This window comes from Rubripirellula lacrimiformis, from assembly GCF_007741535.1.
GTDB lineage: Bacteria > Planctomycetota > Planctomycetia > Pirellulales > Pirellulaceae > Rubripirellula > Rubripirellula lacrimiformis.
The window spans coordinates 3293099-3318946 of sequence record NZ_CP036525.1; the positions used below are offsets into that span (position 1 = coordinate 3293099).

The 25848-nt window shown below is 58.1% G+C and carries 15 protein-coding genes and 1 CRISPR repeat array; of the genes, 8 read left to right on the forward strand and 7 right to left on the reverse strand.

Features of this window, described 5'->3' with window-relative positions; all coding sequences use genetic code 11:
- Window positions 1–553: 553 nt before the first annotated feature.
- Window positions 554–976 carry a hypothetical protein gene (locus K227x_RS11670; protein WP_145169647.1) on the forward strand — a complete coding sequence of 141 codons (423 nt, stop codon included), beginning with the start codon at window positions 554–556 and terminating at the stop codon, window positions 974–976.
- 602 nt (window positions 977–1578) lie between these two features.
- Here the strand turns inward: K227x_RS11670 and K227x_RS30485 are convergent.
- Window positions 1579–1746, reverse strand: coding sequence for a hypothetical protein (locus tag K227x_RS30485; protein ID WP_218933944.1), 168 nt, complete (start codon window positions 1744–1746; stop codon window positions 1579–1581).
- A 234-nt stretch (window positions 1747–1980) separates the two neighbouring features.
- Between K227x_RS30485 and K227x_RS11675 the strand changes: the two genes are divergently transcribed.
- A complete protein-coding gene (locus tag K227x_RS11675) occupies window positions 1981–3318 on the forward strand; it encodes a sugar porter family MFS transporter (protein WP_145169648.1) in 1338 nt (445 codons plus the stop codon).
- Window positions 3319–3377: 59 nt separating this feature from the next.
- Here the strand turns inward: K227x_RS11675 and K227x_RS11680 are convergent, their stop codons facing one another.
- From K227x_RS11680 to K227x_RS11690, 3 genes are all read right to left on the reverse strand, one after another.
- Window positions 3378–4823: a sulfatase gene (locus K227x_RS11680; RefSeq protein WP_145169649.1), complete on the reverse strand. Its 1446-nt coding sequence runs from the start codon at window positions 4821–4823 to the stop codon at window positions 3378–3380.
- Window positions 4824–5012: 189 nt separating this feature from the next.
- Window positions 5013–5540, reverse strand: coding sequence for a hypothetical protein (locus K227x_RS11685; protein WP_246146750.1), 528 nt, complete (start codon window positions 5538–5540; stop codon window positions 5013–5015).
- A gap of 285 nt (window positions 5541–5825) precedes the next feature.
- Window positions 5826–6482: a hypothetical protein gene (locus tag K227x_RS11690; protein ID WP_145169650.1), complete on the reverse strand. Its 657-nt coding sequence runs from the start codon at window positions 6480–6482 to the stop codon at window positions 5826–5828.
- A 413-nt stretch (window positions 6483–6895) separates the two neighbouring features.
- Here K227x_RS11690 and K227x_RS11695 point away from each other — a divergent pair, with 413 nt between their 5' ends.
- The 6 genes from K227x_RS11695 to K227x_RS11720 all read left to right on the forward strand — a co-directional run bounded on the left by K227x_RS11695 (window position 6896) and on the right by K227x_RS11720 (window position 15877).
- A complete protein-coding gene (locus K227x_RS11695) occupies window positions 6896–8101 on the forward strand; it encodes a multidrug effflux MFS transporter (RefSeq protein WP_145169651.1) in 1206 nt (401 codons plus the stop codon).
- A gap of 271 nt (window positions 8102–8372) precedes the next feature.
- On the forward strand, window positions 8373–9263 hold the full coding sequence (locus tag K227x_RS11700; RefSeq protein WP_145169652.1) for a dienelactone hydrolase family protein: 891 nt from the start codon (window positions 8373–8375) through the stop codon (window positions 9261–9263).
- A 285-nt stretch (window positions 9264–9548) separates the two neighbouring features.
- Complete coding sequence (locus K227x_RS11705; RefSeq protein WP_145169653.1) at window positions 9549–10958, forward strand: efflux RND transporter periplasmic adaptor subunit; 1410 nt, start codon at window positions 9549–9551, stop codon at window positions 10956–10958.
- Complete coding sequence (locus K227x_RS11710; RefSeq protein WP_218933945.1) at window positions 10955–11173, forward strand: hypothetical protein; 219 nt, start codon at window positions 10955–10957, stop codon at window positions 11171–11173. The genes K227x_RS11705 and K227x_RS11710 overlap by 4 nt, the downstream gene beginning before the upstream one ends.
- Window positions 11157–14411 carry an efflux RND transporter permease subunit gene (locus K227x_RS11715; protein WP_145169655.1) on the forward strand — a complete coding sequence of 1085 codons (3255 nt, stop codon included), beginning with the start codon at window positions 11157–11159 and terminating at the stop codon, window positions 14409–14411. The genes K227x_RS11710 and K227x_RS11715 overlap by 17 nt, the downstream gene beginning before the upstream one ends.
- A 23-nt stretch (window positions 14412–14434) precedes the next feature.
- A complete protein-coding gene (locus K227x_RS11720; protein WP_145169656.1) occupies window positions 14435–15877 on the forward strand; it encodes an aldehyde dehydrogenase family protein in 1443 nt (480 codons plus the stop codon).
- A 1333-nt stretch (window positions 15878–17210) separates the two neighbouring features.
- Here K227x_RS11720 and K227x_RS11725 read toward each other — a convergent pair.
- From K227x_RS11725 to K227x_RS31145, 3 genes are all read right to left on the reverse strand, one after another.
- Entirely contained in the window at window positions 17211–17588 is a 378-nt protein-coding gene (locus K227x_RS11725; RefSeq protein ID WP_145169657.1) for an Abi family protein, read from the reverse strand.
- 527 nt (window positions 17589–18115) lie between these two features.
- On the reverse strand, window positions 18116–18337 hold the full coding sequence (locus K227x_RS11730) for a hypothetical protein (RefSeq protein WP_145169658.1): 222 nt from the start codon (window positions 18335–18337) through the stop codon (window positions 18116–18118).
- Between the two features lie 176 nt (window positions 18338–18513).
- Window positions 18514–18774: a hypothetical protein gene (locus K227x_RS31145; protein ID WP_246146751.1), complete on the reverse strand. Its 261-nt coding sequence runs from the start codon at window positions 18772–18774 to the stop codon at window positions 18514–18516.
- 521 nt (window positions 18775–19295) lie between these two features.
- A CRISPR array of direct repeats spans window positions 19296–25846; the repeat unit is 32 nt; unit sequence GTTTCAATCCACGCGCCCGTGAAGGGCGCGAC.
- The last annotated feature ends 2 nt before the right edge of the window (window positions 25847–25848 follow it).

Here is a 25848-nt window from a genome sequence, read left to right on the forward strand (position 1 = left end):
AATGATTTGCGCCGGGAAGAAGTTCGAGTCAAACGTCGTAGCGGAAGTCGTCAAGACTTTCGTCAGTCATGTCGAGTCCGAAACTTTTGACGGTTTGTCGATCTAGTGAGCCGTGATCGCGTGAGCGGCCGGGCATTTTCCGTTGTCAGTTGCCTCACGGCCAGCGGGTCGCTGAATCGACGCAAATGATTTGCGCCGGGAAGAAGTTCGAGTCAAACGCCGTAGCGGAAGTCGTCAAGACTTTCGTCAGTCATGTCGAATCCGAAACTCTTGACGGTTTGTCGATCTAGTGAGCCGTGATCGCGTGAGCGGCCGGGCATTTTCCGTTGTCAGTTGCCTCACGGCCAGCGGCACTCTGAATCGACGCAAATGATTTGCGCCGGGAAGAAGTTCGAGTCAAACGTCGTAGCGGAAGTCGTCAAGACTTTCGTCAGTCATGTCGAGTCCGAAACTCTTGACGAGTTGTCGATCTAGTGAGCCGTGATCGCGTGAGCGGCCGGGCATTGTCAGTTGTCAGTCGCCTCACGGCCAGCGGCTCTCTGAATCGACGCAAATGATTTGCGCCGGGAAGAAGTTCGAGTCAAACGCCGTAGCGGAAGTCGTCAAGACTTTCGTCAGCCATGTCGAATCCGAAACTCTTGTCGAGTTCCGCTACCCGAAAACCGAAGTGCTCGTCCAAACGCATGGCGAGCGGCTCTCTGAATCGACGCTAATGATTTGCGCCGGGAAGAAGTTCGAATTGAACGTCGTAGCGGAAGTCGTCAAGACTTTCGTCAGCCATGCCGAATCCGAAACTCTTGACGAGTTCCGCTACCCCAAAACCGTAGTACGCGTCCAAACGCATGACGAGCGTCTCGCTGAGTCGACGCAAATGATTTGCGCCGGGAAGAAGTTCGAGTCAAACGTCGTAGCGGAAGTCGTCAAGACTTTCGTCAATCATGTCGAGTCCGAAACTCTTGACGAGTTGCCGATCTAGTGAGCCGTGATCGCGTGAGCGGCCGGGCATTGTCAGTTGTCAGTCGCCTCACGGCCAGCGGCTCTCTGAATCGACGCAAATGAGTTGCGCCGGGAAGAAGTTCGAGTCAAGCGTCGTAGCGGAAGTCGTCAAGACTTTCGTCCGTCATGTCGAATCCGAAACTCTTGTCGAGTTCCGCTACGCGAAAACTGAGGTGCTCGTCCAAACGCATGACGAGCGTCTCTCTGAATCAACGCAAATGATTTGCGCCGGGAAGAAGTTCGAGTCAAACGTCGTAGCGGAAGTCGTCAAGACTTTCGTCAGCCATGTCGCGTCCGAAACTCTTGACGAGTTCCGCTACGCGAAAACCGAGGTGCTCGTCCAAACGCATGACGAGCGGCTCTCTGAATCGACGCAAATGAGTTGCGCCGGGAAGAAGTTCGAGTCAAACGTCGTAGCGGAAGTCGTCAAGACTTTCGTCAATCATGCCGAATCCGAAACTCTTGACGAGTTCCGCTACCCCAAAACCGTAGTGCACGTCCAATCGCACGGCCAGCGGCTCTCTGAATCGACGCTAATGATTGGCGCCGGGAAGAAGTTCGAGTTCGAGTTTAAGTTCGAGTTTAAGTTTGTGTCGTGCCAATCAATACGCCAAAAAACTTAAACTCGAACTCGAACTCGAACTTGAACTCGAACTTTTCTTCTTCTTCTTCTTCTTCTTCTTCTTCTTCTTTCACTCCTGTTCTCGACGCAAATACTGCCAGTACCCGTCGATCGAGTTGCACCGTCAACTTCGATTCCAAGTCCTAGCGATTTCTGCCCGGACTCGGTGGCAGGGCGAATCGTGTGATCGCACTGTCGCCTGTGCATCAAAAAATGCGACCCTTTCCCGATTTTCTTCGTCACGCTCGTGTAGCGAGTCCTTCCAGCGGCTAGCCTTAGCGGTTCGGCGGATATGTTTTTTCGCTTGATCATTCGATCGCGACCGCCTGTTACTGATCCGCGACTAAGGAAGAGAAGAATCGATGCCCAGCCGTTTGTTCATTTGGTCTTTGACCGCTGCTCTGGCCGGGTTCCTGTTTGGTTTCGATACCGTCGTGATCTCGGGAGCCGAAAAGACGATCCAAGAACTGTGGTCGTTAGGCGAATTCGAGCACGGCTTGGCGATGAGCATGGCGCTGTGGGGGACCGTTTTCGGTTCGTTGATCGGCGGCTACCCGACGGATCGATTTGGGCGAAAAGCGACGCTATTGTGGATCGGGATTTTTTACGTGGTGTCGGCGGTCTGGTCCGGCCTCGCGACCGACGTGTACTCGTTCATGGTGGCACGTTTCATCGGTGGTGTGGGAGTCGGTATATCGACGGTTGCGGCTCCGCTTTACATTTCTGAGATCGCGCCGCCGGAGCGTCGTGGTCGCTTGGCGGGCATGTTTCAGTTCAACATCGTGTTTGGAATCCTGGTTGCGTTTGCATCCAATGCGGCAATAGCCGGGATCGGACCCAACGCGTGGCGATGGATGCTGGGCGTCGAAGCGATCCCCGCGGTCATCTACAGTTTGATGTGCATCGGGCTGCCAGAGAGTCCCCGTTGGCTGATCGTTCGGCGTGGGGATGTCGCCCGTGCCAAGCAAACCATCGCGGCGGCCAATCCAGACGCGACCGAGGCGCACGTGAATGATCTGGCTGAGCAGATCGAAACTTCCCGCGATGGTCAGGCGACCAGAGGCGGATTCTGGAATTTGCGTCTCCGCGGCCCCGTCAGCTGGGCGTTTTTGATCGCGTTTTTCAATCAGCTTTCGGGGATCAACGCGATCCTGTATTTCGCACCGCGGATCTTCGAAAAAGCGGGGATGGGGGAACAAACGGCTCTGTTGCAGTCGATCGGAATCGGCGTCACTAATCTAATCTTTACCTTTGTCGGATTGTGGTTGATCGACCGACTAGGCCGGCGGACGCTGATGTTCGTCGGGTCGATCGGATACATCGCATCGCTGGGGCTGTGTGCGTGGGCTTTCCAAAGCGAAACCTTCGCCATCGTGCCGATGTGCATCTTTGCGTTCATCGCAGCGCACGCGGTCGGTCAAGGTGCTGTGATCTGGGTGTTCATCTCCGAGATCTTTCCCAACCAATATCGCGCGGTTGGTCAGTCCCTGGGGAGTTTCACGCACTGGATCTTTGCGGCCCTGTTGACGTTGTTCTTTCCTAGCATGGTGACGGCGTTTCCCGCGTCACTGGTGTTCTTGTTTTTCTGTTTGATGATGGTGATTCAATTGTTGTGGGTCATCTTTGTGATGCCCGAAACCAAAGGGGTCCCGCTGGAACAGATCGAGCGGAAGTATGCGGCCAGCAAGTCAACGCGATAGTCCCATTCGGGATGCCGCGGTGTCGTGAATCCTGCGGCATCCCTGTTTATCGCGAACCGCTACTTCGATTTAGCGGACTTGGTCGCAGCCTGGTTCAATCGATCCGTCAATTGTTGTTTCAGCTGGGCGACAACTTCGGGTTCCTCTTTCGCTAGGTTGCGAGTTTCGCCTTCGGGAGTTCGGTGATCGTACAGTTCTAGCGAACCGTCGCGATGGACGGTCAAACGGTGGCTTGGGCTACGAATGGTTTCCGCTTTGCTGTTGTAGGCGATCGCAGTGCCATCGTGATTGGCGTTGTTCTTGATCGCAGGGACCAGCGACTGGCCGACCAATCCATCGGGAGCGTTCAGGTTGGTCAGTTCGCACAGCGTTGGAAACAGGTCGACCGTTTCGACCACTGCGTCGTTGGGCACACCATCGCTGGCGGTGCCGACAGCGCGAATGATCAGTGGCGATCGCAGCGATTCTTCGAACAAGGCATGCTTGCCCCAGATCGCGTGCTCGCCCAAGTGCCATCCGTGGTCGCCCCATAGCACGACAACGGTATTGTCGGCCGCTGGGCTGGCTGACAACTGATCCAGAATACGGCCCACCATTGCGTCGGCGTACGAAACGCAGGCAGCGTAATGGCGACGCACTTCCAACGCGAACTCGGCGTCCTGGTTTGGATTGCGGTCCCATCGGTTGTAGGTCATGAATTCACCCGACCCGTGCCACGTCGTCTTTCCCGCCGGTTTGGTGGGGTGAGGGATCGCTGGCAGTTTGGCATCGCGATAGGGCTGCATGTACTTTGCCGGTGCACCAAAGGGCAGGTGTGGGCGGATAATGCCGACGGCCAAGAAAAAGGGTTGGTCGCCGTCGTTTGCCAGCGCGTCCAGTTGGCTGATCGCTTCGTTGGTGATCAAACCATCGGGGTAGATTTCGTCGGCGCCTGTGGTCGACTGGAACACGTCCATTTTAGATCGATCCACGCGGATCTCGCCATTGGCAAGCCCGTGCATCGCGCCACGCGGATGTTGCCATGGACCTGCCGGCAATAGATGGCGGTCCCAGGCACCGGGCATCTCGGGGATCGCGGGATCATCCCAGTTCGGCCCGCCACGGCCGCCGGGGTGGTGCGATACTTTGCCTACCGAAACCGTCGCATAACCGTTCTGCCGAAACCATCCCGGCATGCTGACCGGAACCGGTTTGTCTTGTTCCATTTGTTCGGCCCGCTGGAACAATGCGTTGTTGGAACGTCCACCGTAGACGCCGGTCAGCAGCGCGTTGCGCGATGCACCACAAGTGGGAGCTTGGACGTAATGGTGCCGAAATAGGCGACTTTGCGACGCCAGCCGATCAATGTTCGGCGACTGGATGTAATCGACTCCATAGCATCCTAATTCCGGGCGCAAATCATCGATGCAGATCAAGAGCACATTCGGACGCTGGGCCGTCGATTCCGCGTGGACCAATAGGTTGGCGGCTGCGATGACCGCTAAGGTGGCGATGGTTCGAAACATAGTCCAAGCAAGGTGGATGGAGGTGGGGATAGACGCGCGACGGCGATGGATCAACGCATCAAATATAGATGGAATCCAACACCGATCGCCACCATCTTAGGTTCTCGGCGGACTGCATGCCGCCAATTCAGCAATCCGACTCGAAGGTTTTGACGCGAAGGTTTCCGCGCCAAGTCCCAGCGATTGGGATCAGCTGATTTGGCTCGATGGCTTGGGTGGGGCGTCTGTGCCGTCAGGCTTCGAAGCGTTGCTTGCAGACTCGAAAAAACGAATGCAGTCTCGACGGAACAACACGTACCCGGCGGCGATGGTCACCAAGCAGTACAAGCCGATTGTCCACGGCGACACTCCCGCCGAAAGCATTCGTGGAGTATCCAACAGCGGATCACCCGACACCCAGGCTAGCGCCAAATAAGAACCGTTGGCAAGCACACAGAAGTCGGCGACCAGCCAAGCCCATCGGTATCGAAGCACCGACGCGATGACCAAGGGCGCGACAACACCAAAGATCGGGCCGGACCATAGCGTCAGACGAGGGACGGGATCCGGTTGATGGATCGAATAGGGCAGTCGCCACGGGGCCAAGTCAAAGTCTGTTAATTCCGCGCCACCGATGAAACCGCCGATGATGTGCCCGATCTCGTGAGTCACACACATCACCACCCAGGACACGACCATCCAGAACGCGAACGTCATAGTGGTCTTGGGATTCGGCATCGTTGCAACCCGAGGAAAATGCAGGAAAGCGATCGGCGTCGGTGCAGTCTAGTCAATGCACGGTCAATCAGCTTCGCAAACGAGTGGTCTGTGCCAGCTAAATCTTTGGGTTAGCGGCCTGCTGATCTGATCGTGTTCCTGAACTTAGCGTGCAAGTCAAAACCCGAAGCGTGAGCGAGGGATCCTTTCGAATCCCTCGCTCACGCAGCGGGTTACTAAATCAGCAGTTCGCTAGCGCCTAAACGGCTAGCTGTGCCGACCCTAAAACGAAGGTGTCCCAGACCACTAGAAGTTGATCGAAAAGCGACCGTTGCCGAAACTGATGCCACGGCTTCGTGGTACCGAGATGCCATGTTGCGGAGCGTGATGACCACCGTGATGTCCCGCACCATGACTGCTTCGGTAAGACCGTTGGATGTCCGAGTACGTGCGGTAGCTGCGAACCGGAGCAACGGTGGGACGGGTGACAACGACACGACGAACCGTGTGACTGCTGGTTTGCAGCGAACGCAAATCGTCTTGCAAATGATGGATGCTATTTTCAATCGAACCTAACAGCCGATGGACATGGGATGTGTGTCCGTGAATGTGGCCGTGACCATGGTTCGCTTCGTGTTCAATCCGGCCAATCACGCTTTCCAAGTGATGGAACTTAGAATCGATTTCCGCTAGGTCGGATTGCAGGTGATGCAGGCTGCCCTCGGCATGTGCGACGTCATGCATGTGACTGGCCAATCGGCTCAGGTCGCGGGCGTCCGCTTGGAGGTGTCGGTATTCACGTGAATGGCGATAGTGGCGGGTCTCGTTGACCAACTGCTTGGTCTCGCGGTCGATGGAAAGTGCCAGTTGATCGATATGGTGATACGTGTCAGCAAATGCGGATGTGGCGGACATCGAAAGGATGATTGCCAGTGCTGCGGCGATTTTGGTGATGGGTGTCATGGGAGGACTCTCGGGTCGAAGTGAAAAAGGTGCCGCCGGGCTTATGCCCGACAGCAGTCCTTTCACGCAGCGCCCGTGCCAAACTGTTTCACAGCAAGCCAAACAGCGTCCAAGACGGCGGTTTTTACGGTGTTTCACGAGCATTCACGCCGGCAATGGCGGCGCCGACATGTGAGGTCGTTTTGAGCACACTGTTGATTCGCGTGTCGTCAGATGGACCGCGTTGGGGCGAGTTGGATCAGGGGGCCAGATCGGAGGGGATTGGCGACCGCATCGCGGCGCTGTCCGCTAGGGGCCGCTGAAATCATGGAGTACGGACCGTCCGATGCCTGTTCCCTGGTTGCCCGGATGTTTCGCAGCGAAACAATCAAACCTACACGGCGGAATCGATCGTCAATCGAAACAAAGTACTGATGCCAAGACGACTTTACATTTGCTTTCTGGGTTTGCTCGCCGCGGCGCCACCACTGGCGACCGACATGTACTTGCCGGCGATTCCATCGATCACCCAGCAGTGGCAGGTCGAGACGTCACAGCTGCATCTGTCGTTGGTTTTGTGGTTCGTCGCGTATAGCGTGACGTTGATGGTCTGGGGCAGTCTGTCCGATCGGTTTGGTCGGCGTCCGATATTGCTAACCGGCTTGGCGTTGTTCACGATTTCGTCGCTGCTGTGCGGTCTTTCGCAAAACGTGATGCAATTGATCGCTTGGCGTATTCTGCAGGGGACAGGGGCGGCGGGCGCTTCGTCGATGGTGATGGCGATCGCGCGCGACCAGTTCGAAGGAAAGGAACGGCAACGAGTGCTCGCATGGATCGGCGTCATCCTAGGAGTCGCGCCGATGGTCGCACCGTCGATTGGCGCTGCGATCATGCAGTTCGCAAGTTGGCGCTGGATCTTTGTGATGCAGGCGACACTGTCGACATTGACGTTGGTGTTGGCGCTGGTGATGTACCGCGAAACGGCCTTGGCGTTGGAGGCAACCGGGGTGGCCGGCATGTTCCAACGCTACGGGCGGCTGGCGATGAACCGAAATTTCATCTTCATCAGTGCGACGACCGCCGTGCTTGCCGCGCCGCTATTAGGCTTCGTCGCATTTTCGCCAATCGCATTCATGATTCATTTTGGCATGAACGAGCAACAGTTTGCGTTGCTGTTTGGCGCCAATGCAATTTGTGTCATCCTCGGTTCGGTGGCATGCACCAAGGTGATCCATCGGTATAGCGAATTTCGATTGCTGACGATTGCCTTTGTAGGCTGTTGCGTCGGCGGCGGTGTGATTTTGGTCACGGGGAATTCCGGGTGGCCATACTTTTCCGCTGGCATGGCGCTGTATTCATTCTTCTTTGGTTTAAGTCGACCCTTGGTGACTCACTTGGTTCTAGAACAAGTGGATCGAGACATCGGAGCCGCGTCGTCCGTGATCGTGTGCCAACAATTCCTTTGCGGTGCCTGCGGGATGGCGATCAGCACGTACCACTGGGACCAACCCTTTGTGGTTTTTGGAATTTTGGCCACGGTCAGTCCATTGGTGACGTTGGCGTGTTGGCCATGGATTCTGAGATGGATTTCGCATCCGGTGCCGTCGGAACCACAGGCTCAAGTCAATCGCGTCCGATAGCGACGCGCTGATCCGTCTGGCGACTTTGCGGTCCGTCTGGCCGTGATGTTTGCGTGCGCATCAGCATGACCGGGGGCGAAGACTGGTTTGCGACTAGCTGTGGTTCCGCTGCAAATTTCAAATCCAATCCGCGCAGCAAACGCCGCTCGGTTAGGCCGAAGCTGAAACCGGGTTGCCACTTCGATACAATTTTGGTCAGCCGAATCGAAACCGATCGGCTACCTGTGCGGATTTTCTAAGCCCCATCTCGGAACCCCAAGAGTCTGCTGTTATGACACGCAAAGAAGCGCACCAGTTTGATCAGGCCATCATTGATCTATACGACGACTACGCACACGGTCGATTGACACGTCGCGATTACGTCAAGCGGTTGGCGGCGTTCGCAGTGGGCGGCTTAACGGTCGAAACCTTGGAACAATCGCTCGCCCCCAACTACGCGCTGGCTCAGCAGGTCAAGCCGGACGACGCACGCATCGTCTCGGAAATGATCACATACGATTCGCCCCACGGTGGTGGAAAGATCAAGGGACTGTTGGCTCGGCCAGCGAAGGGGGAAAAGTTTCCGGCCGTGTTGGTGATCCACGAAAACCGTGGCCTGAATCCGTACATCCAAGACGTCGCGCGGCGATTGGCCGTGGATGGATTCCTGGCGCTGGCCCCCGATGCGTTGACTCCGCTGGGTGGTTATCCGGGCAATGATGACGAAGGGCGGGCCATGCAGGCTCGTCGCGACGGAGCCGAAATGACACAGGACTTCATCGCAGCGGCAAAGTGGTTGGATACAAGCGATCAATCGACCGGCAAAGTCGGTGCGGTCGGATTCTGTTATGGCGGCGGCGTTGTCAATCAATTGGCCGTGATGATTCCCGACGTGATCGATGCGGGAGTTCCGTTCTATGGGCGCCAACCCGATGCAGCCGAAGTGTCCAAAATCAAATCACCGCTGATGATCCAGAACGCCGGTTTGGACAAACGGATTTTGGCCGGGGCGGCGGCTTATGAGGAAGCATTGCAGGACGCGGGAGTCGAGTATCAGTCGTTTGTTTATGAAGACGTCAATCACGGATTCCACAATGACACGACCCCACGCTACGACGCAGCGGCGGCGAAGTTGGCGTGGCAGCGGACGATCGCATTCTTTCGGCGGACGCTAACGAGTTGATGCGGTTGTGACGCATCTGCGACAGACAAGCCGTTTCGAACCAACTTTCAAGATGTTCGCGGCTGTTTTTGGGTTGCTGCCCTGGTATCCTCTAACGATCATCATGGGCCGGGGCAGTCCCACCATCCCGCCTTCCCACCTATCCGCCGCGCGTCGGCACCGCCCTGCCCTGCTGCATAGCCGCGGTGCTGCCCCGCCCGCCCCTGCCCCGCCCACCACATCCGCAATCTAGAGTCCTGGTCGTTCGTTGGACGAACATGGCTCCCCGCCTGAGAAAACGGAACCGTGCCCCCACCAATCCCTGACGTACCAGCGATTTCCAATCGCTCGGCAAGCTTCCCGATTTCGGCGGGCTTGGCTCTGGCTGTATCGACCGCTGTTGTCTTGTTATCGGCTGGCTGCCGACCGGCGGACGTCGCCGATGACGGTGCCGACCAGTCTTCCGAAATGCCGACGATTTCAGCCGACACCTTCACCGTGCAGCTGCAGAGTTGGCCGACGATTGTCCGTAGTCAGGGAAGCCTGCATCCGGATGAGCACGCGGTGGTCGGCGCAAAGATCGGTGGTCGCGTGGATTTGGTGCACGTGGAAATCGGCGACTTTGTCCAACAGGACGATCCGCTGGCGACATTGGATCAGCAGGAAACGCTGCTCCGTATCGTTCAAGCCGAAGCCCAATTGTTGCAAGCCCGTTCGACGGTGGGATTGCTGGAAGGTCAGTCGGCCGACGACTTGGACCCGAAAAATGCACCTCCGGTTCGCGAAGCAAAAGCGATTTGGGATGAAGGGGTCGCCGCGTTTGAACGAGCCAAAACACTCAATCGCCGCAACGCCATGTCGGCTGCCGAATTCGAACAAGCGGCAGCCGCCGAGCGAGTTTCCGAGGCCCAGTATGTTTCTTCGCTCAATAGCGTGGCCGAGCGACTGGCGTCGATTGCCGTCCGCCGGGCCGAACTAGCGATCGCTAAACAACAGCTGGCGGATTCCGTCGTGCGCGCCCCGTTCACTGGCTATATCCAACAACGCGATATCGCCCCGGGGACCTATGTGGCGACGGGCCAGCCGATCGCGGTCATGGTACGCACCAGCCCGCTGCGTTTTCGCGGCGCTGTTCCTGAACGTCACGCCCAGGCGTTGCGTTTGGGCCAGGAGGTCCGATTGACCATCCAATCGGTGGAAACACCTTCGATTGCAACCATCACACGGATCAGCCCCATGCTGGACCCGCGTTCGCGAACTCTGATGTTCGAAGCCGAAGTGGGCAACGATGACCATCAGCTACGCAGCGGGTTGTTCGCCGAAGCAGAGGTGGTGATCGATCCGGCCGCCCAGGCGATCGTGTTGCCGGAATCTGCGGTCGTGGAGTTTGCGGGCAACCAAAAAGTCTGGAAGGTCATCGAAGGCGTTGCGGCGGAACAAACCATCGTGACCTCGGATCGTCGCGACGGATTTCGCCGCGTTGACGATGGCCTCGTCGTTGGCGATCAAGTGTTTGTCGACGGTTCGCAAGGCATGGTCGCGAAGGTGTCGGTTCCTGGTCCACAGGCCGTTGTTGCCGCCAACGAATCGGCGACGGGCGATTCGAAACACCTCGGCGACGGGGCCGGCAAGACCGACGCCGCCGAGGTTTCGGATTCAAGCGTTCCCGCCAATTCTCGCCCGCAAGACGATCCGAACACGCGAGAGTCTTCATGATGTGGATTCGCCACAGGGTGTCGACTGCCCTGGGACCTGACCGCAGGACGCCCCGGGCCGAAATTTCCAACGCCGCCCTGCCCTGGGCAAAGCAAACCAGCCCCTGGAACCTGATCGCTGGTCAACTGATCGCTGGTCAACTGATCGCTGGGTTCGCCTGCGCTTGTCACCTGATCGCCTGCCAGCACGGAGACCGCCATGTACTGGCTCGCTGAAGTCTCGGTCAAACGACCGGTGTTCGCGCTGATGTTGATCACAGCCTTGGTGGTCGCTGGAATTGTGGCCTTTCCTTCGCTAGGCGTTGACCGATTTCCCAGCATGGATATGCCGGAAATCTACGTCAGCACCGAGTACGTCGGGGCGGCGGCCGAGGAAATTGAATCGGAAGTCAGCAGCGTCATCGAAGATGCGGTCGCGACCGTCGCAGGGATCGAAGAATTACGATCCATTTCACGCGATGGTCGTTCGTTTGTAATCATCACTGTCGAACTCGACCGCGACATCGACGCTGCGATTCAAGACGTGCGCGATGCGGTCGCCGGGGTGGTCAGACGATTGCCCGCGGGCATCGAACCGCCCGTCGTCGAAAAACGCGACATGGAATCGTCACCCATCATGACGTTGGCCGTTTCGGGGCAACGTTCATCACGCGAACTATTCGTGTTGGCCGAACGGAACGTCAAGAACGTCATCGAATCGTCACACGGTGTGGGCGAGGTCGTCATCGCGGGGGCAGCCGACCGCGCCATCCAAGTCGACATCGACGCCGACCGATTGGCGGCCCATCAGCTATCGATCCTGCAGGTTCGCGAAGCCCTGGTGCGACAGAACGCGGAAGTGCCCGGTGGCCGCGTCGACGAAGGCGGTCGCGAATTGACGATGCGGACGCTCGGGCGGTTCGAGAACTCTGCCGATTTTGCCGACCTGGTGGTGAACACCGTGGATGGCGTCCCCGTTCGACTAAGCGACCTGGGCAGTGTCACCGACGGCACCAAAGAAGTTCGCACGTTGGCTAGTTTGAATGGTCAGCCAGCGGTGGTTTTGGAAATCCAACGCCAATCGGGACAGAATACCGTCGCTGTGATCGATGCAATCAAACAGCGACTGCCACGTTGCAACGCTCTGCTGCCCGATGATGTTACGGTCACGATCATTCAAGACCAGTCGCGTTACATTGTCGAAGCGCTTCACGAGATTGAACGTCACTTGATTTCTGGCAGCATCCTGGCCTGCCTGACGGTGTTGTTGTTCATGCGATCATGGCGATCGACCGTCATTGCAGCGGTCGCCATCCCGGCGTCGATCATCGCGACGTTCGCGTTCATGCGGTGGTTCGATTTCACGTTGAACAATGTCACGATGCTGGCGTTGGTGTTGATGGTAGGCGTGGTGATCGATGACGCGATCGTTGTGCTGGAGAACGTCTTTCACTGTATCGAAGAAAAGGGGATGGACCCGATCGAAGCGTCCATCCAAGGCACCCGAGAAATCGCATTGGCGGTCTTGGCGACCACCGTGTCGCTGGTGATCGTATTCTTGCCAGTGTCGTTCTTGTCCAGTGTTACCGGACGAATGCTGTTCCAGTTCGGCGTTACCGCGACCGTTGCGATTCTGATTTCGATGCTGATCAGTTTCTCTTTGACGCCGATGATGTGCAGCAAGTTGTTGCGACGAAGCAAGAAAGTGGATGCGGGCGACACCGCGGCATCACGCCGAGGATTTTATTCCTATGTGGAACGCAGCTATCTGTGGATGTTGGCGTTGTCACTGCGTTTCCGTTGGGTCGTGCTTGCCGTCGTCGTTCTGGTGATCGCGTCGAATGTCCCGCTAAGCCAACTGGTACAGCGTGATTATGTTCCGCTGAATGTCGATGAATCCGAATTCGAAGTGCGTGCCGAGGCGCGTCAGGGGGCCAGCATCTTGGCCATGCGGCAGGCGATCGAAAGAGTCGAATCGGTGCTTCGCAACGTCGAAGGCGTCGAAACGGTGTTAGCGACCGTCGGGACGCGTGGCGGAGGCGACGTGAATCGAGCCGGATTTTTCATTCGATTGCAGGACAGCAAGCAGAGATCGTTTTCTTTGTCCCGGTTGGCAGACGGATTGTTGGCCGGAGACGTCGGGGCGGCGTGGCGTGGGAATTTTACCCAGCGTCAGAAAATGACCGAGATCCGCGCTCTGCTAAAAACGATTCCCGACTTGCGATTGTCGGTGCGAAATCTGACCTCGCTTCGACAAGGCGCCCCGGTCGACATTGACTTTGCGATCACCGGTTCGGATGCCGATCGATTGTTGGAATTCAGCGACCAGCTTCGGCAACGTGCCAAGCAGATCCCGGGGCTGGTGGACGTGATGTCGACGCTGCGAATTGACAATCCGGAATTGCTGGTTCACATCGATCGACCACGGGCGGCCGCGATGGGTGTAGCGGTTCAAGAAATTGCAGACACGTTGCGAGTCGCCGTCGGTGGCGACGATCGTGTTTCTCGCTACTTGGATCGATCCGCCGGGGATGCCTACGATGTGGAGTTGCGGTTGGTCGGCATGGACCGAAACGACGTGCCATCGATCTCGCAACTGTTCGTGCGGACCAACCCGAACGCCGCCAGTCGACCGAGCGAAAATTTGGTAGCTCCCGTGTCGACATTGGCAAGTCGCAACGTCGTCGCCACCAACACGGTGCCGGGAATGGCATCGCTGACGCGATTGGACAACGTCGTCACCTTCGACGTCAGCACGTCGGCATCGCGGATCGACCGGCTTAGTCGGCAGCGAATGGTAGCCGTGCGAGCCAACATTGCAGACGGCTATGCCCTGGCGGACCGGATCGCGGCGCTGCAGGCAGCAGCCGACGAAATCGGAGTGCCGCCCGGTTTCAATGTCGAGGTCTTGGGGGGTGGGCGTGAATTGGAGCGGACGATCGCCGATTTCGGTTGGACGTTCCTGTTGTCGTTCGTGTTCATGTACATCGTGTTGGCGGCCCAATACGAAAATTTGGTTTACCCCGTTATCATCCTGTTGTCGCTTCCGATCGCCGTTCCGTTTGGTTTGATCAGTCTGTACTGGGGTGGTGAGACTCTGAACTTGTACTCGGCGCTTGGGATTTTGGTGCTGTTTGGCGTCGTCAAGAAGGCCGCCATTTTGCAAGTCGATCACACCAACACGCTTCGTTCTCAAGGACTGCTGCGACACGACGCGATCATGCTGGCCAACCGTGATCGATTGCGGCCCATTTTGATGACCACGATCTCGTTTGTTGCCGGTCTGCTTCCACTGTTGATCGCCACCGGTCCGGGAGCCGAGGAACGTCGCTCGATCGCGGTGTTGGCGGCCGGGGGGCAAACGTTGTCGTTGCTTTTGACCCTGCTGGCGATCCCCGTGCTGTACACTTTCGTCGATGATTTAAGCCGGATCGCTTCAAGAATTGGAAAAGGAAGCTCGGCAAACGAAGCCTAGGTTTTTCCAGTTTTGCATTGCACATGAAAACTTATCAGCACTGGATCGATGGCCAAGATGCAGGCGAACCCGACGCGTGCGAACCCGACGCAGGGGTTTTTGATGTACTGAATCCCGAGGATGATTCGGTGATCGCCACGGCGGTTCGCGGCACGGTCGATGACGTGGCCCGTGCCATCGCTGCGGCGGACGCGGCATGGGCGACTTATCGAAAAACGAGTCCGAGCCAGCGGGAAGGATGGCTTTTGGCAGCCGCCGATCTGCTGGAATCCGATGGGCAGCGGCTGGTGGAGCTGTTGGTTTCCGAGGTCGGTTCACCGATCAGCAAGGCGCGGCGGGAGATCGCCACGTCCGCCGGTGTCCTGCGATCCGCCGCCGGGACCTGCCGCCGCCAAACCGGGCAAACGATCCCAACCGATGTTCCGGGGCGTGTCAGCTATAGCGTCCGCTGTCCGTTGGGGGTGGTCGCGGGGATCACGCCGTTCAATGTGCCGCTGATCAAAGGAATCAAACACAGTGCGATGCCGCTAGCGACCGGCAACACCGTGGTGCTGCTGCCGTCGCCCCAGGCCCCCGGTGTGGCGATCGAGATTGCCCGACTGTATCACCAGGCGGGATTTCCGCTGGGTGCATTCAACGTGGTGTTGGGCTATGGCGATCAGATTGGCGACGCGTTGACGGGGGCATCTGCGGTTCGCGCCGTCGGTTTTACCGGATCCAACGATGTTGGGCGGCACATCGCCGGCCGGTGCGGTGCGAGCCGAAAACGGTTCACTTTGGAAATGGGCGGCAAGAATCCGTTGATCGTGATGGACGACGCGGACTTGGACCAAGCTGTGAAGGCCGCCATTGCAGGGGCGTTCCTGTTTCAGGGGCAAATCTGTATGTCATCCAGCCGGATTCTGGTCGCTCGATCCATCATCGATTCATTCACGCAGCGACTTGCCGCGGCGGCACAAGGTTTATCGTTGGGGGACCTGCGTGAACCTAGCACGATGATCGGCCCCATCATCCATGAACGTCAACGCAGCAAGATTCGGCGGCACGTCGATGACGCGATCCGGCGCGGTGCCACGCTGGTCACCGGTGGCAAGTGGGTTCAGAATCGATTTCAGCCGACCGTGCTAAGTAATGTCCCGGCGGATGCTGTGATTCACCGCGAAGAAACGTTCGGGCCGGTGGCAGTGATCGAACCCTTTGACGCCGTCGACCAAGCGATCGATTTGGCAAACTCAACCAACTTCGGTCTGACCGCGTCGGTGTTCACGTCCAGTCTGAAAACAGCGCTGCGCTGCGTCGATGAAATCGATGCGGGAATGGTCCACGTCAACGAGATGACGATCCAAGAAGAAGCTCACGTTCCGTTTGGCGGGAACCGCGACAGTGGGTTTGGACGCGAAGGCAGCGAAGTGGGCATCGATACCTATACCGAGTGGAAATGGGTGACGATCCACGGCCTGGGTTAGCCAACCCATCGTCCGCAATCGCCTGATGCTGTTTTGTCGGCCACCCGATGATCGTGCAAGAAAAAAGTGTCCGACCCAAATGGCACTGAATCTGCGGCAGGTCTTTGCCGAGTGAGATCGACCATCGGTTGACAGTAAGCAGGTTCAATAGCTCGGAGCCTGGCAACGACCTCACGCCGGCCTTATACCATTTCCACCCACCGATTCGGCGGAAGAGCCAGAAGTTTTAACCACGAATCACACGAATGACACGAATATGAAAGGCACTGTTCCTTTCCCATTCGAGTGATTGGTGTCATTCGTGGGTTTTGCATTTTGGTTCGGCGCTGCAATGCAGCACAGCCCAATCGTTTCACCGCGTGGGCAACGCCCCGCGCGTCCATACACTGAAACGCGCGGCCCGCCGGGCACACGGCTAAACGACGCGCAGCAATGCAACACAGCCCAATCGTTTAACCGCGTGGGCAGCGCCCCGCGCGTCCATGCACTGAAACGCGCGGCCCGCTGGGCACACGGCTAAGCGACGCGCTGCAATGCAACACAGCCCACAGCCCAATCGTTTAACCGCGTGGGCAACGCCCCGCGCGTCCATACACTGAAACGCGCGGCCCGCCGGGCACACGGCTAAACGACGCGCTGCAATGCAACACAGCCCAATCGTTTCACCGCGTGGGCAACGCCCCGCGCGTCCATGCACTGAAACGCGCGGCCCGCCGGGCACGCGGCTAAACGACTCGCTGCAATGCAGCACAGCCCAATTGTTTCACCGCGTGGGCAACGCCCCGTGCGTCCATACACTGAAACGCGCGGCCCGCCGGGCACACGGCTAAACGACGCGCAGCAATGCAACACAGCCCAATCGTTTCACCGCGTTGGCAACGCCCCGCGCGTCCATACACTGAAACGCGCGGCCCGCCGGGCACGCGGTTAAACGACGCGCTGCAATGCAACACAGCCCAATCGTTTAACCGCGTGGGCAACGCCCCGCGCGTCCATACACTGAAACGCGCGGCCCGCCGGGCACACGGCTAAACGACGCGCTGCAATGCAGCACAGCCCAGTCGTTTAACCGCGTGGGCAACGCCCCGCGCGTCCATGCACTGACACGCGCGGCCCGCCGGGCACACGGCTAAACGACGCGCTGCAATGCAGCACAGCCCAATTGTTTCACCGCGTTGGCAACGCCCCGCGCGTCCATACACTGAAACGCGCGGCCCGTTGGCCAAGTTGGGAAAACCATCGTAGGTTTGCTGATACTTCGAGACGAAAAGTAATCATTCGATTGCCTGGCTTCTTCACGAAGCGAATCGAGCCAATCGGTGTGATCGAACGACTACAAGCGATTACTGTATCCACGAGGCTGCTGAAAGTTTGTTCGATTGAGATGCCCGAACTCCCCAACAGGCTGTGCGAAAAAGTGAGCGACGGTGATCCGGAAATCGACCTCAATCACTTCCAATGCGTCAGCAATGATGTCTCGTCGATGAACATCGAAACGATAAGCGTTGTCGATGTCTCGGTAAGTCGTTCCTTCATAGAACGTATGCCGGTTTGGTTCAAAGGCGAGTGCATAGCCACTGTGCCGGTAGTAGCCGAGGTGGTTGAGAAACTCTTTGCAGTCTGGTTTATCATCAATGACCAGTCCTCTCGATTCGAGCAACGCCATTTGGTCGTCAATCGAAAGCCAATCCTTGTCGTAAGACTTTGTCATTCGTCGCTCCCTGTCTTGGGGAGCGGAGGAAGAGGCCAGCCAAGATGCACACAAGTGTCGATATCGACGCTCAAAGCAGTAGCGGCAGTAGCAACACGGGTTTTCCCGCCCAAGGGTCCTTAGGTTGATCAAGAAACCCGCCTTTTATGCACGTCACTGAAGTGGCGATGGACCAGTTCCAGGAGAGATGCAGCGTGAGTGTTGCATGAAGTATCGGTTTCGTCTCGCCGAGAATTGCGGTGGACCATGGCTCGGCTTCGTGATTGACACTGAATTGTCGCCATTTTGGCGGAAAAACCGCGAAAACTCCTTGCTTGACCACGACGTTCTATTTGGAAAATTGTCGGAAACATTCGAGGATTGTCTGCTGGTGCCGTCATTTTTACTCCTCCATCATCCGGTGAAAGCTGAATAACAGCGTTACGCTAGTTCGCTGGCGTAGTTGTCCTTCGATTTGCTCGAGCAGTTCGTCTCGACGTTCGTCGATCTCGTCTTGGGCTTGATGCAACCGTTTGGGGCGTTCTTTATCAGTGTGTTCCGACGTCTTGGTGTGCTACTGAGCGGCTAGTATCAGCCGATGAGGAGGCCAGAGCGGCGACCTCTCTAGCCTCTCGAATTTCTTTGTCGATTTCCTTGATTCCCAATCCCAAGCCCTGCTTCAACTCGTCGGACCAGCGACCCGGCTTCAAAACCTCATCGTCAAAATGCAGGAAATTACGTTGTTCGACTTCTTTGACACGGCTGGTCATTTCCTCTTCACGATGAGCTGAAAAATCGGGGTGCTTGTTTACGTAGCGGAAAATTGGTGTTCGTGAATTTGGGCTGAATCGACCAAAATTCGTGAGTTATGGATGTGCGCAGGATCACGACCGATTGCCCCGATTGGAAGCCGTTGCTCGAAAAGCAGCAGGCGATCATTGACATGCTAGTCAAGCAGGTCGAGTTGCTTGCTGGCCGTCTCGAAAAAGTCGAGTGCGAAGGAAAGCGTCAGGCCGCTCCGTTCCGTAAGAAGCGCAGAGCCGATCCGAAGAAGCCAGGACGCAAGAGCGGTGAAGACCACGGCAAGTATCATCGCTGAGCGGTGCCTGAGAAGATCGATGAAACCTACGATGCGCCGCTTCCGAAATACTATCCTGACTGTGGGCACGGCGAACTGACCAAGACCGAAACGCTCGTTCAGTTCCAATCCGGTATCCTCCCGTCGTCATCAATCGACATTTCAGTATCGACGCGGGTACTTGGCATTTCGGCGTGGAGTGAATGACGTGTTGCTCGAGGCATTCGAATGCCGTATCCGATTTCGGCGAGATGCGATGACCGCTCATGGGATGAAGGTAATTGCCGGGCGATTGACGATGCAGATGTGGGACTTGGTCCTCCATCGGAAAACGCACCGCGGTAGCGAACGCTTCGCGAAGTTCCTTGCAAATCATTTCGACGACCTGTTCACGTTATTGCGACATCCCGGTGCGGCTGCAACGAACTGGCGAGGCGAGCAAGCCATCCGTCTAGCGGTCGTGTATCGAAAAGTCTGGGGTGCAATCGAACCAAAACCGGAGCACTTGCTTAATCAAGAATCGTGAGCGTGATGCAAACCTGCAGACAACGACTGGCCGGCCCCCTCGATTTTATCTATCGTCAACTGACCGCGACCAGCCCGCTGGCGATGCCACTACCCAACACCGCTCGTTAAACAAGTACGGTCGATTTTCAATCCACGCGCCCGTGAAGGGCGCGACTCGTATCGCCTTCTGGTCCGTCCTCTTGGCACATGTTTCAATCCACGCGCCCGTGAAGGGCGCGACTTGGCATGACGTCCCGTTTCCATCGATCGCACCAGGTTTCAATCCACGCGCCCGTGAAGGGCGCGACCGTTCGCAATCGACAACCCGCTCTGGCTGCATCAGGTTTCAATCCACGCGCCCGTGAAGGGCGCGACAGTGAGCCTGCACGATCGCAACCGGGTCGTCAGCGGTTTCAATCCACGCGCCCGTGAAGGGCGCGACCGGCTGCCCGGCCAAGTAACCTCGACCTTGCTGCGGTTTCAATCCACGCGCCCGTGAAGGGCGCGACATCCAGCGGGTCCATTCTTTCGTCCGCTTCGGCGCTGTTTCAATCCACGCGCCCGTGAAGGGCGCGACATCGCCGATCCTGCGGACTGGTCTGCGTCACGACGTTTCAATCCACGCGCCCGTGAAGGGCGCGACCACCTAACGCATGAATAACTGGTCATGGGTGTGGTTTCAATCCACGCGCCCGTGAAGGGCGCGACGAAAGATCGACCTCAGCGGTTTGGCTGATGTCCAGTTTCAATCCACGCGCCCGTGAAGGGCGCGACACCACCGCAATCCGTCCAACACAGGCCGCGAGTTTGGGTTTCAATCCACGCGCCCGTGAAGGGCGCGACCTATAGCGATCTGCTCGACAACGCGGACTTCGAGGTTTCAATCCACGCGCCCGTGAAGGGCGCGACCGCGGCGTTGACGGGTCGCAGAAGGGCATGGTGGGTTTCAATCCACGCGCCCGTGAAGGGCGCGACAAAACGGAATCGAACATCCGCTTGCGACTCTCGGTTTCAATCCACGCGCCCGTGAAGGGCGCGACAAGTTCAGATTGTCCTCATCGACGTAACGGAAAACGTTTCAATCCACGCGCCCGTGAAGGGCGCGACGTGGAGTCGAGGGTGGATTCCTAGACGGCTCGATGTTTCAATCCACGCGCCCGTGAAGGGCGCGACCGGGAGAAGGATTTTGACGCCGTTCTTATTTGATGGTTTCAATCCACGCGCCCGTGAAGGGCGCGACATGTGATTACTGGTGCGGTCATGCGGTTGGGTCCGTGTTTCAATCCACGCGCCCGTGAAGGGCGCGACGCGCTAAACAGCCTAGTGGCATCGTCGCTATCCTGTTTCAATCCACGCGCCCGTGAAGGGCGCGACGATTCCTAGACGGCTCGATGAAACTGTCGGGGATGTTTCAATCCACGCGCCCGTGAAGGGCGCGACAGTTGATGAGTTGAACTTGTAGCTCTCACCAACGTTTCAATCCACGCGCCCGTGAAGGGCGCGACCTGCTGTACTGCCACGGAAACAACGGCAGCGACGTTTCAATCCACGCGCCCGTGAAGGGCGCGACACGAATCCCTTGGCGTTCCACGTAACGCGACCAAGGCGACGTTTCAATCCACGCGCCCGTGAAGGGCGCGACGGGTTTCGCTCGTGTTGCTGCCTGCTTCGGCATCGGTTTCAATCCACGCGCCCGTGAAGGGCGCGACCGACGGCAAGATCACGTCGCCGATCGCCGACCAGTTTCAATCCACGCGCCCGTGAAGGGCGCGACACCAATGCTGAAATCATTTTGCTTTCCTCGTTAGTGTTTCAATCCACGCGCCCGTGAAGGGCGCGACTTGGCTTGAAGAAAGGTCCGCAAAGTGAGCATTCGAGTTTCAATCCACGCGCCCGTGAAGGGCGCGACTCGAAGCGGACGATGGGGTAAGCACGCCGTATGATGTTTCAATCCACGCGCCCGTGAAGGGCGCGACATAAATGCGGTGGCAGGCCCTTCGATCCTTGGCCAGTTTCAATCCACGCGCCCGTGAAGGGCGCGACCGCCTACGTCAACGAATCGACGGCGGCTCAATAGTTTCAATCCACGCGCCCGTGAAGGGCGCGACCATCGTACGCAGGCTCAGTGTTCACGCTTGACGGTTTCAATCCACGCGCCCGTGAAGGGCGCGACGACGGCGAAGGCAAACGGGCTCCAGCGGCCAAGCTGTTTCAATCCACGCGCCCGTGAAGGGCGCGACATCCAGATCAAGCAAATCGAGATCATGAAGGCCAAGTTTCAATCCACGCGCCCGTGAAGGGCGCGACGGTCCGGAGATCCGGTCGAGTACGCCGCATTCACTGGTTTCAATCCACGCGCCCGTGAAGGGCGCGACCGCTGGGAGCATCATCGAACTGGCGCACCTGAACGGTTTCAATCCACGCGCCCGTGAAGGGCGCGACTCGCCGCACCGAGTAATCCCGACGAGGTGTGGGTGTTTCAATCCACGCGCCCGTGAAGGGCGCGACGGGCCATCGCTGGCCAGGCTCTGCAGATCGCCGGGTTTCAATCCACGCGCCCGTGAAGGGCGCGACACGAAGTCCAGGTTGCGATGTTGAAGACCAGATTGTTTCAATCCACGCGCCCGTGAAGGGCGCGACGTTGATCGTCTTGGCTGGTGTTGCCACGTCGAAGAAGTTTCAATCCACGCGCCCGTGAAGGGCGCGACCTCGTTTGTGATGATTGAAATGCTAGTCTTCTCAGGTTTCAATCCACGCGCCCGTGAAGGGCGCGACCATTGGACTGGATCCGGTAGCTTGATCACGTCACGTTTCAATCCACGCGCCCGTGAAGGGCGCGACGCAAATCGAAGAACAAGCCAAACAGCACCGGGAAGTTTCAATCCACGCGCCCGTGAAGGGCGCGACTGATTTACTGCCATGGCAACAATGGTTCCGACGAAGTTTCAATCCACGCGCCCGTGAAGGGCGCGACCGTCCACCGGCCGCCGGCAGGACGGTCGATGGATGTTTCAATCCACGCGCCCGTGAAGGGCGCGACGCAACAGCGACCCGGGGTTGGTGTGGTGAAAGTGGTTTCAATCCACGCGCCCGTGAAGGGCGCGACGAACTAGCCGCGAAGGACAATTGATGGACTGGTTGGTTTCAATCCACGCGCCCGTGAAGGGCGCGACCAAATCGGGTTCGTCGCACCCAAGCCGTACATGCGTTTCAATCCACGCGCCCGTGAAGGGCGCGACCGACCGTTTTTTGTACCGGGATCAGCACGGCCAGCGGTTTCAATCCACGCGCCCGTGAAGGGCGCGACTGTCCGAGACATCGGTCGTTAATTGCATCTCTGATGGTTTCAATCCACGCGCCCGTGAAGGGCGCGACGTTGGACGGCCGCATGCAGCCCACGATCGAACGCGGTGTTTCAATCCACGCGCCCGTGAAGGGCGCGACATCCAGATGACGATGCAGGATCCGACCGTCGTTGTTTCAATCCACGCGCCCGTGAAGGGCGCGACGAAGCGACCGGGCAAAGCCTCCAATCGGCGATGATGTTTCAATCCACGCGCCCGTGAAGGGCGCGACTGGTTCTTTGCACAACCGAACGAAGCTGGCGAGTGGGTTTCAATCCACGCGCCCGTGAAGGGCGCGACGCGAAGGAACGTCATTGCCGCAGGGTGGGACCGGTTTCAATCCACGCGCCCGTGAAGGGCGCGACTTGTGTCTGTGATGAGGAACGGCAAGTGATCGATGTTTCAATCCACGCGCCCGTGAAGGGCGCGACAGCACGATTCACGGTCAGCGATTGTTCTCTTGGGAGTTTCAATCCACGCGCCCGTGAAGGGCGCGACTTCTACCGCACTGGAAAGAACGGATCGAAGACAACGTTTCAATCCACGCGCCCGTGAAGGGCGCGACGGACGTGATCCAGGTGCCGAACGAGTCATCTGTGTTTCAATCCACGCGCCCGTGAAGGGCGCGACATTTCTTGACCGCAAGTGTCGCACGCCACCTTGGTTTCAATCCACGCGCCCGTGAAGGGCGCGACGATATCGACTTCGCGTTGTCGGCTTCACGCAGCTTGTTTCAATCCACGCGCCCGTGAAGGGCGCGACCCAGTCAGGCGAACGTCATGGACAATCGTAGCTCCGTTTCAATCCACGCGCCCGTGAAGGGCGCGACCTGGCGTGGACAACTTGCAAATCGGAGTTGCGAGTTTCAATCCACGCGCCCGTGAAGGGCGCGACCGTGATCTTGACGATGACGAGCGGATCGAGCGGAGGTTTCAATCCACGCGCCCGTGAAGGGCGCGACATGGTGTCCTCGAAGTGGCGTGATTCCAGATCCAGTTTCAATCCACGCGCCCGTGAAGGGCGCGACCGGACTGTTCGTCGGCGTACAGAACCTTGGCCGGGTTTCAATCCACGCGCCCGTGAAGGGCGCGACCACAGCTAAAACACGAGGAATCGCTACTGCAAAAGTTTCAATCCACGCGCCCGTGAAGGGCGCGACATGACCTGATCAGGAACTCGGGGATGAACTCAGGGTTTCAATCCACGCGCCCGTGAAGGGCGCGACATGCAAATCATCCCGACAAACATCAGGAAGAACATGTTTCAATCCACGCGCCCGTGAAGGGCGCGACTTGGGGGCCTTCGTCCGGCCGAAATCCTTTCGCGGGTTTCAATCCACGCGCCCGTGAAGGGCGCGACTGCAGTTCGTGATTGCGTTCGTTCAGGCTTGCGAGTTTCAATCCACGCGCCCGTGAAGGGCGCGACCGCCACCAGCCCGTTGCTGACACGTAGGCATTCAAGGTTTCAATCCACGCGCCCGTGAAGGGCGCGACACGGGATCTTGAAGCGATGGCACCTGTGCAAAAAGTTTCAATCCACGCGCCCGTGAAGGGCGCGACTTTTGATGGTCCGCTGACCGAGCAGGATTATCGGTTTCAATCCACGCGCCCGTGAAGGGCGCGACTCACCTTTCGTGTTTGAAAATTCATCGTCCCTAGTTTCAATCCACGCGCCCGTGAAGGGCGCGACGCTTTGCGTCGGCAGCCAGAAATACCGGGTGCCTGTTTCAATCCACGCGCCCGTGAAGGGCGCGACTTTCGAGCGGCATTGATAACGGCCTTCAAGTCGAGTTTCAATCCACGCGCCCGTGAAGGGCGCGACCCGCCATCCCGGCGGCACAACAAACGAATGCAAAAGCGTTTCAATCCACGCGCCCGTGAAGGGCGCGACGCAAGTCGTCAGCCGAACGGTCAGCGTTGATCGGTTTCAATCCACGCGCCCGTGAAGGGCGCGACCGCCATCCCGGCGGCACAACAAACGAATGCAAAAGCGTTTCAATCCACGCGCCCGTGAAGGGCGCGACGGCATCTATATAATCCATCTAGCCGCACAACAAAGTTTCAATCCACGCGCCCGTGAAGGGCGCGACCCTGGCAGACGGACAAAGCCAACTGATCGACGAGCTGTTTCAATCCACGCGCCCGTGAAGGGCGCGACGTTGGCTACTCGTCCGAACCCATCCGAAGCAAGAGTTTCAATCCACGCGCCCGTGAAGGGCGCGACTTTTCGTTAGCTGCACGGATGAAAGATTAGCAACGGTTTCAATCCACGCGCCCGTGAAGGGCGCGACACTTTGGCCGGCAACCCCGAGTCGATCATCTTCTGTTTCAATCCACGCGCCCGTGAAGGGCGCGACACCGGTGAATCGAATGCCGGACCTTTGCCCGCTTGTTTCAATCCACGCGCCCGTGAAGGGCGCGACACGTCATAAATCGACTGACGCGGGTCGGCATCAGTTTCAATCCACGCGCCCGTGAAGGGCGCGACAATCCAATGCACCCGATTGGCCGGTCGGGTTAATTTGTTTCAATCCACGCGCCCGTGAAGGGCGCGACCGCCGCTCGGATCCGGGCGGCGTTTCTTTTCACCGGTTTCAATCCACGCGCCCGTGAAGGGCGCGACAGTCGCATCCTTGCCCGCTGGTGTTGAGATCATGTTTCAATCCACGCGCCCGTGAAGGGCGCGACACCCATTCCTAGCGGCGCTGTTGGATTCTTTTTTGTTTCAATCCACGCGCCCGTGAAGGGCGCGACTTGATTTACTGCCATGGCAACAATGGTTCCGACGAAGTTTCAATCCACGCGCCCGTGAAGGGCGCGACCTGCACATAGCAAGACCTCGATAACAAAGAATTGGTTTCAATCCACGCGCCCGTGAAGGGCGCGACGACCTGCTGCCATGGATTTCGACATGGAAAGAGGTTTCAATCCACGCGCCCGTGAAGGGCGCGACGTCGTCGAACTCGTCTTGCTCCAGCGACAGATACAGTTTCAATCCACGCGCCCGTGAAGGGCGCGACTCCATGACGTTCGCCTGACTGGGATCAACACGCCGGTTTCAATCCACGCGCCCGTGAAGGGCGCGACTCATTTTTTGACGTGATAAACAAAACGCTATCCGGTTTCAATCCACGCGCCCGTGAAGGGCGCGACCTGGATTGCGACAACGGGCCGAAACCGAAATCGGTGTTTCAATCCACGCGCCCGTGAAGGGCGCGACGACATCGGCCGGAGACCTTCCGCCGTCACTGCGAGTTTCAATCCACGCGCCCGTGAAGGGCGCGACCCGATCGCTGGTCGAATGACGCTCAGCGGTACCGTTTCAATCCACGCGCCCGTGAAGGGCGCGACTG

Coding starts and splice junctions, on each gene's coding strand:
- K227x_RS11695 (WP_145169651.1), top strand. CDS start 6,896: ATGCCAAGACGACTTTACATTTGCTTTCTGGGTTTGCTCGCCGCGGCG.
- K227x_RS11720 (WP_145169656.1), top strand. CDS start 14,435: ATGAAAACTTATCAGCACTGGATCGATGGCCAAGATGCAGGCGAACCC.
- K227x_RS11690 (WP_145169650.1), bottom strand. CDS start 6,482: ATGACACCCATCACCAAAATCGCCGCAGCACTGGCAATCATCCTTTCG.
- K227x_RS11710 (WP_218933945.1), top strand. CDS start 10,955: ATGATGTGGATTCGCCACAGGGTGTCGACTGCCCTGGGACCTGACCGC.
- K227x_RS11715 (WP_145169655.1), top strand. CDS start 11,157: ATGTACTGGCTCGCTGAAGTCTCGGTCAAACGACCGGTGTTCGCGCTG.
- K227x_RS11680 (WP_145169649.1), bottom strand. CDS start 4,823: ATGTTTCGAACCATCGCCACCTTAGCGGTCATCGCAGCCGCCAACCTA.
- K227x_RS11700 (WP_145169652.1), top strand. CDS start 8,373: ATGACACGCAAAGAAGCGCACCAGTTTGATCAGGCCATCATTGATCTA.
- K227x_RS11685 (WP_246146750.1), bottom strand. CDS start 5,540: ATGCCGAATCCCAAGACCACTATGACGTTCGCGTTCTGGATGGTCGTG.
- K227x_RS11670 (WP_145169647.1), top strand. CDS start 554: ATGATTTGCGCCGGGAAGAAGTTCGAGTCAAACGCCGTAGCGGAAGTC.
- K227x_RS11725 (WP_145169657.1), bottom strand. CDS start 17,588: ATGACAAAGTCTTACGACAAGGATTGGCTTTCGATTGACGACCAAATG.
- K227x_RS11675 (WP_145169648.1), top strand. CDS start 1,981: ATGCCCAGCCGTTTGTTCATTTGGTCTTTGACCGCTGCTCTGGCCGGG.
- K227x_RS11730 (WP_145169658.1), bottom strand. CDS start 18,337: ATGACCAGCCGTGTCAAAGAAGTCGAACAACGTAATTTCCTGCATTTT.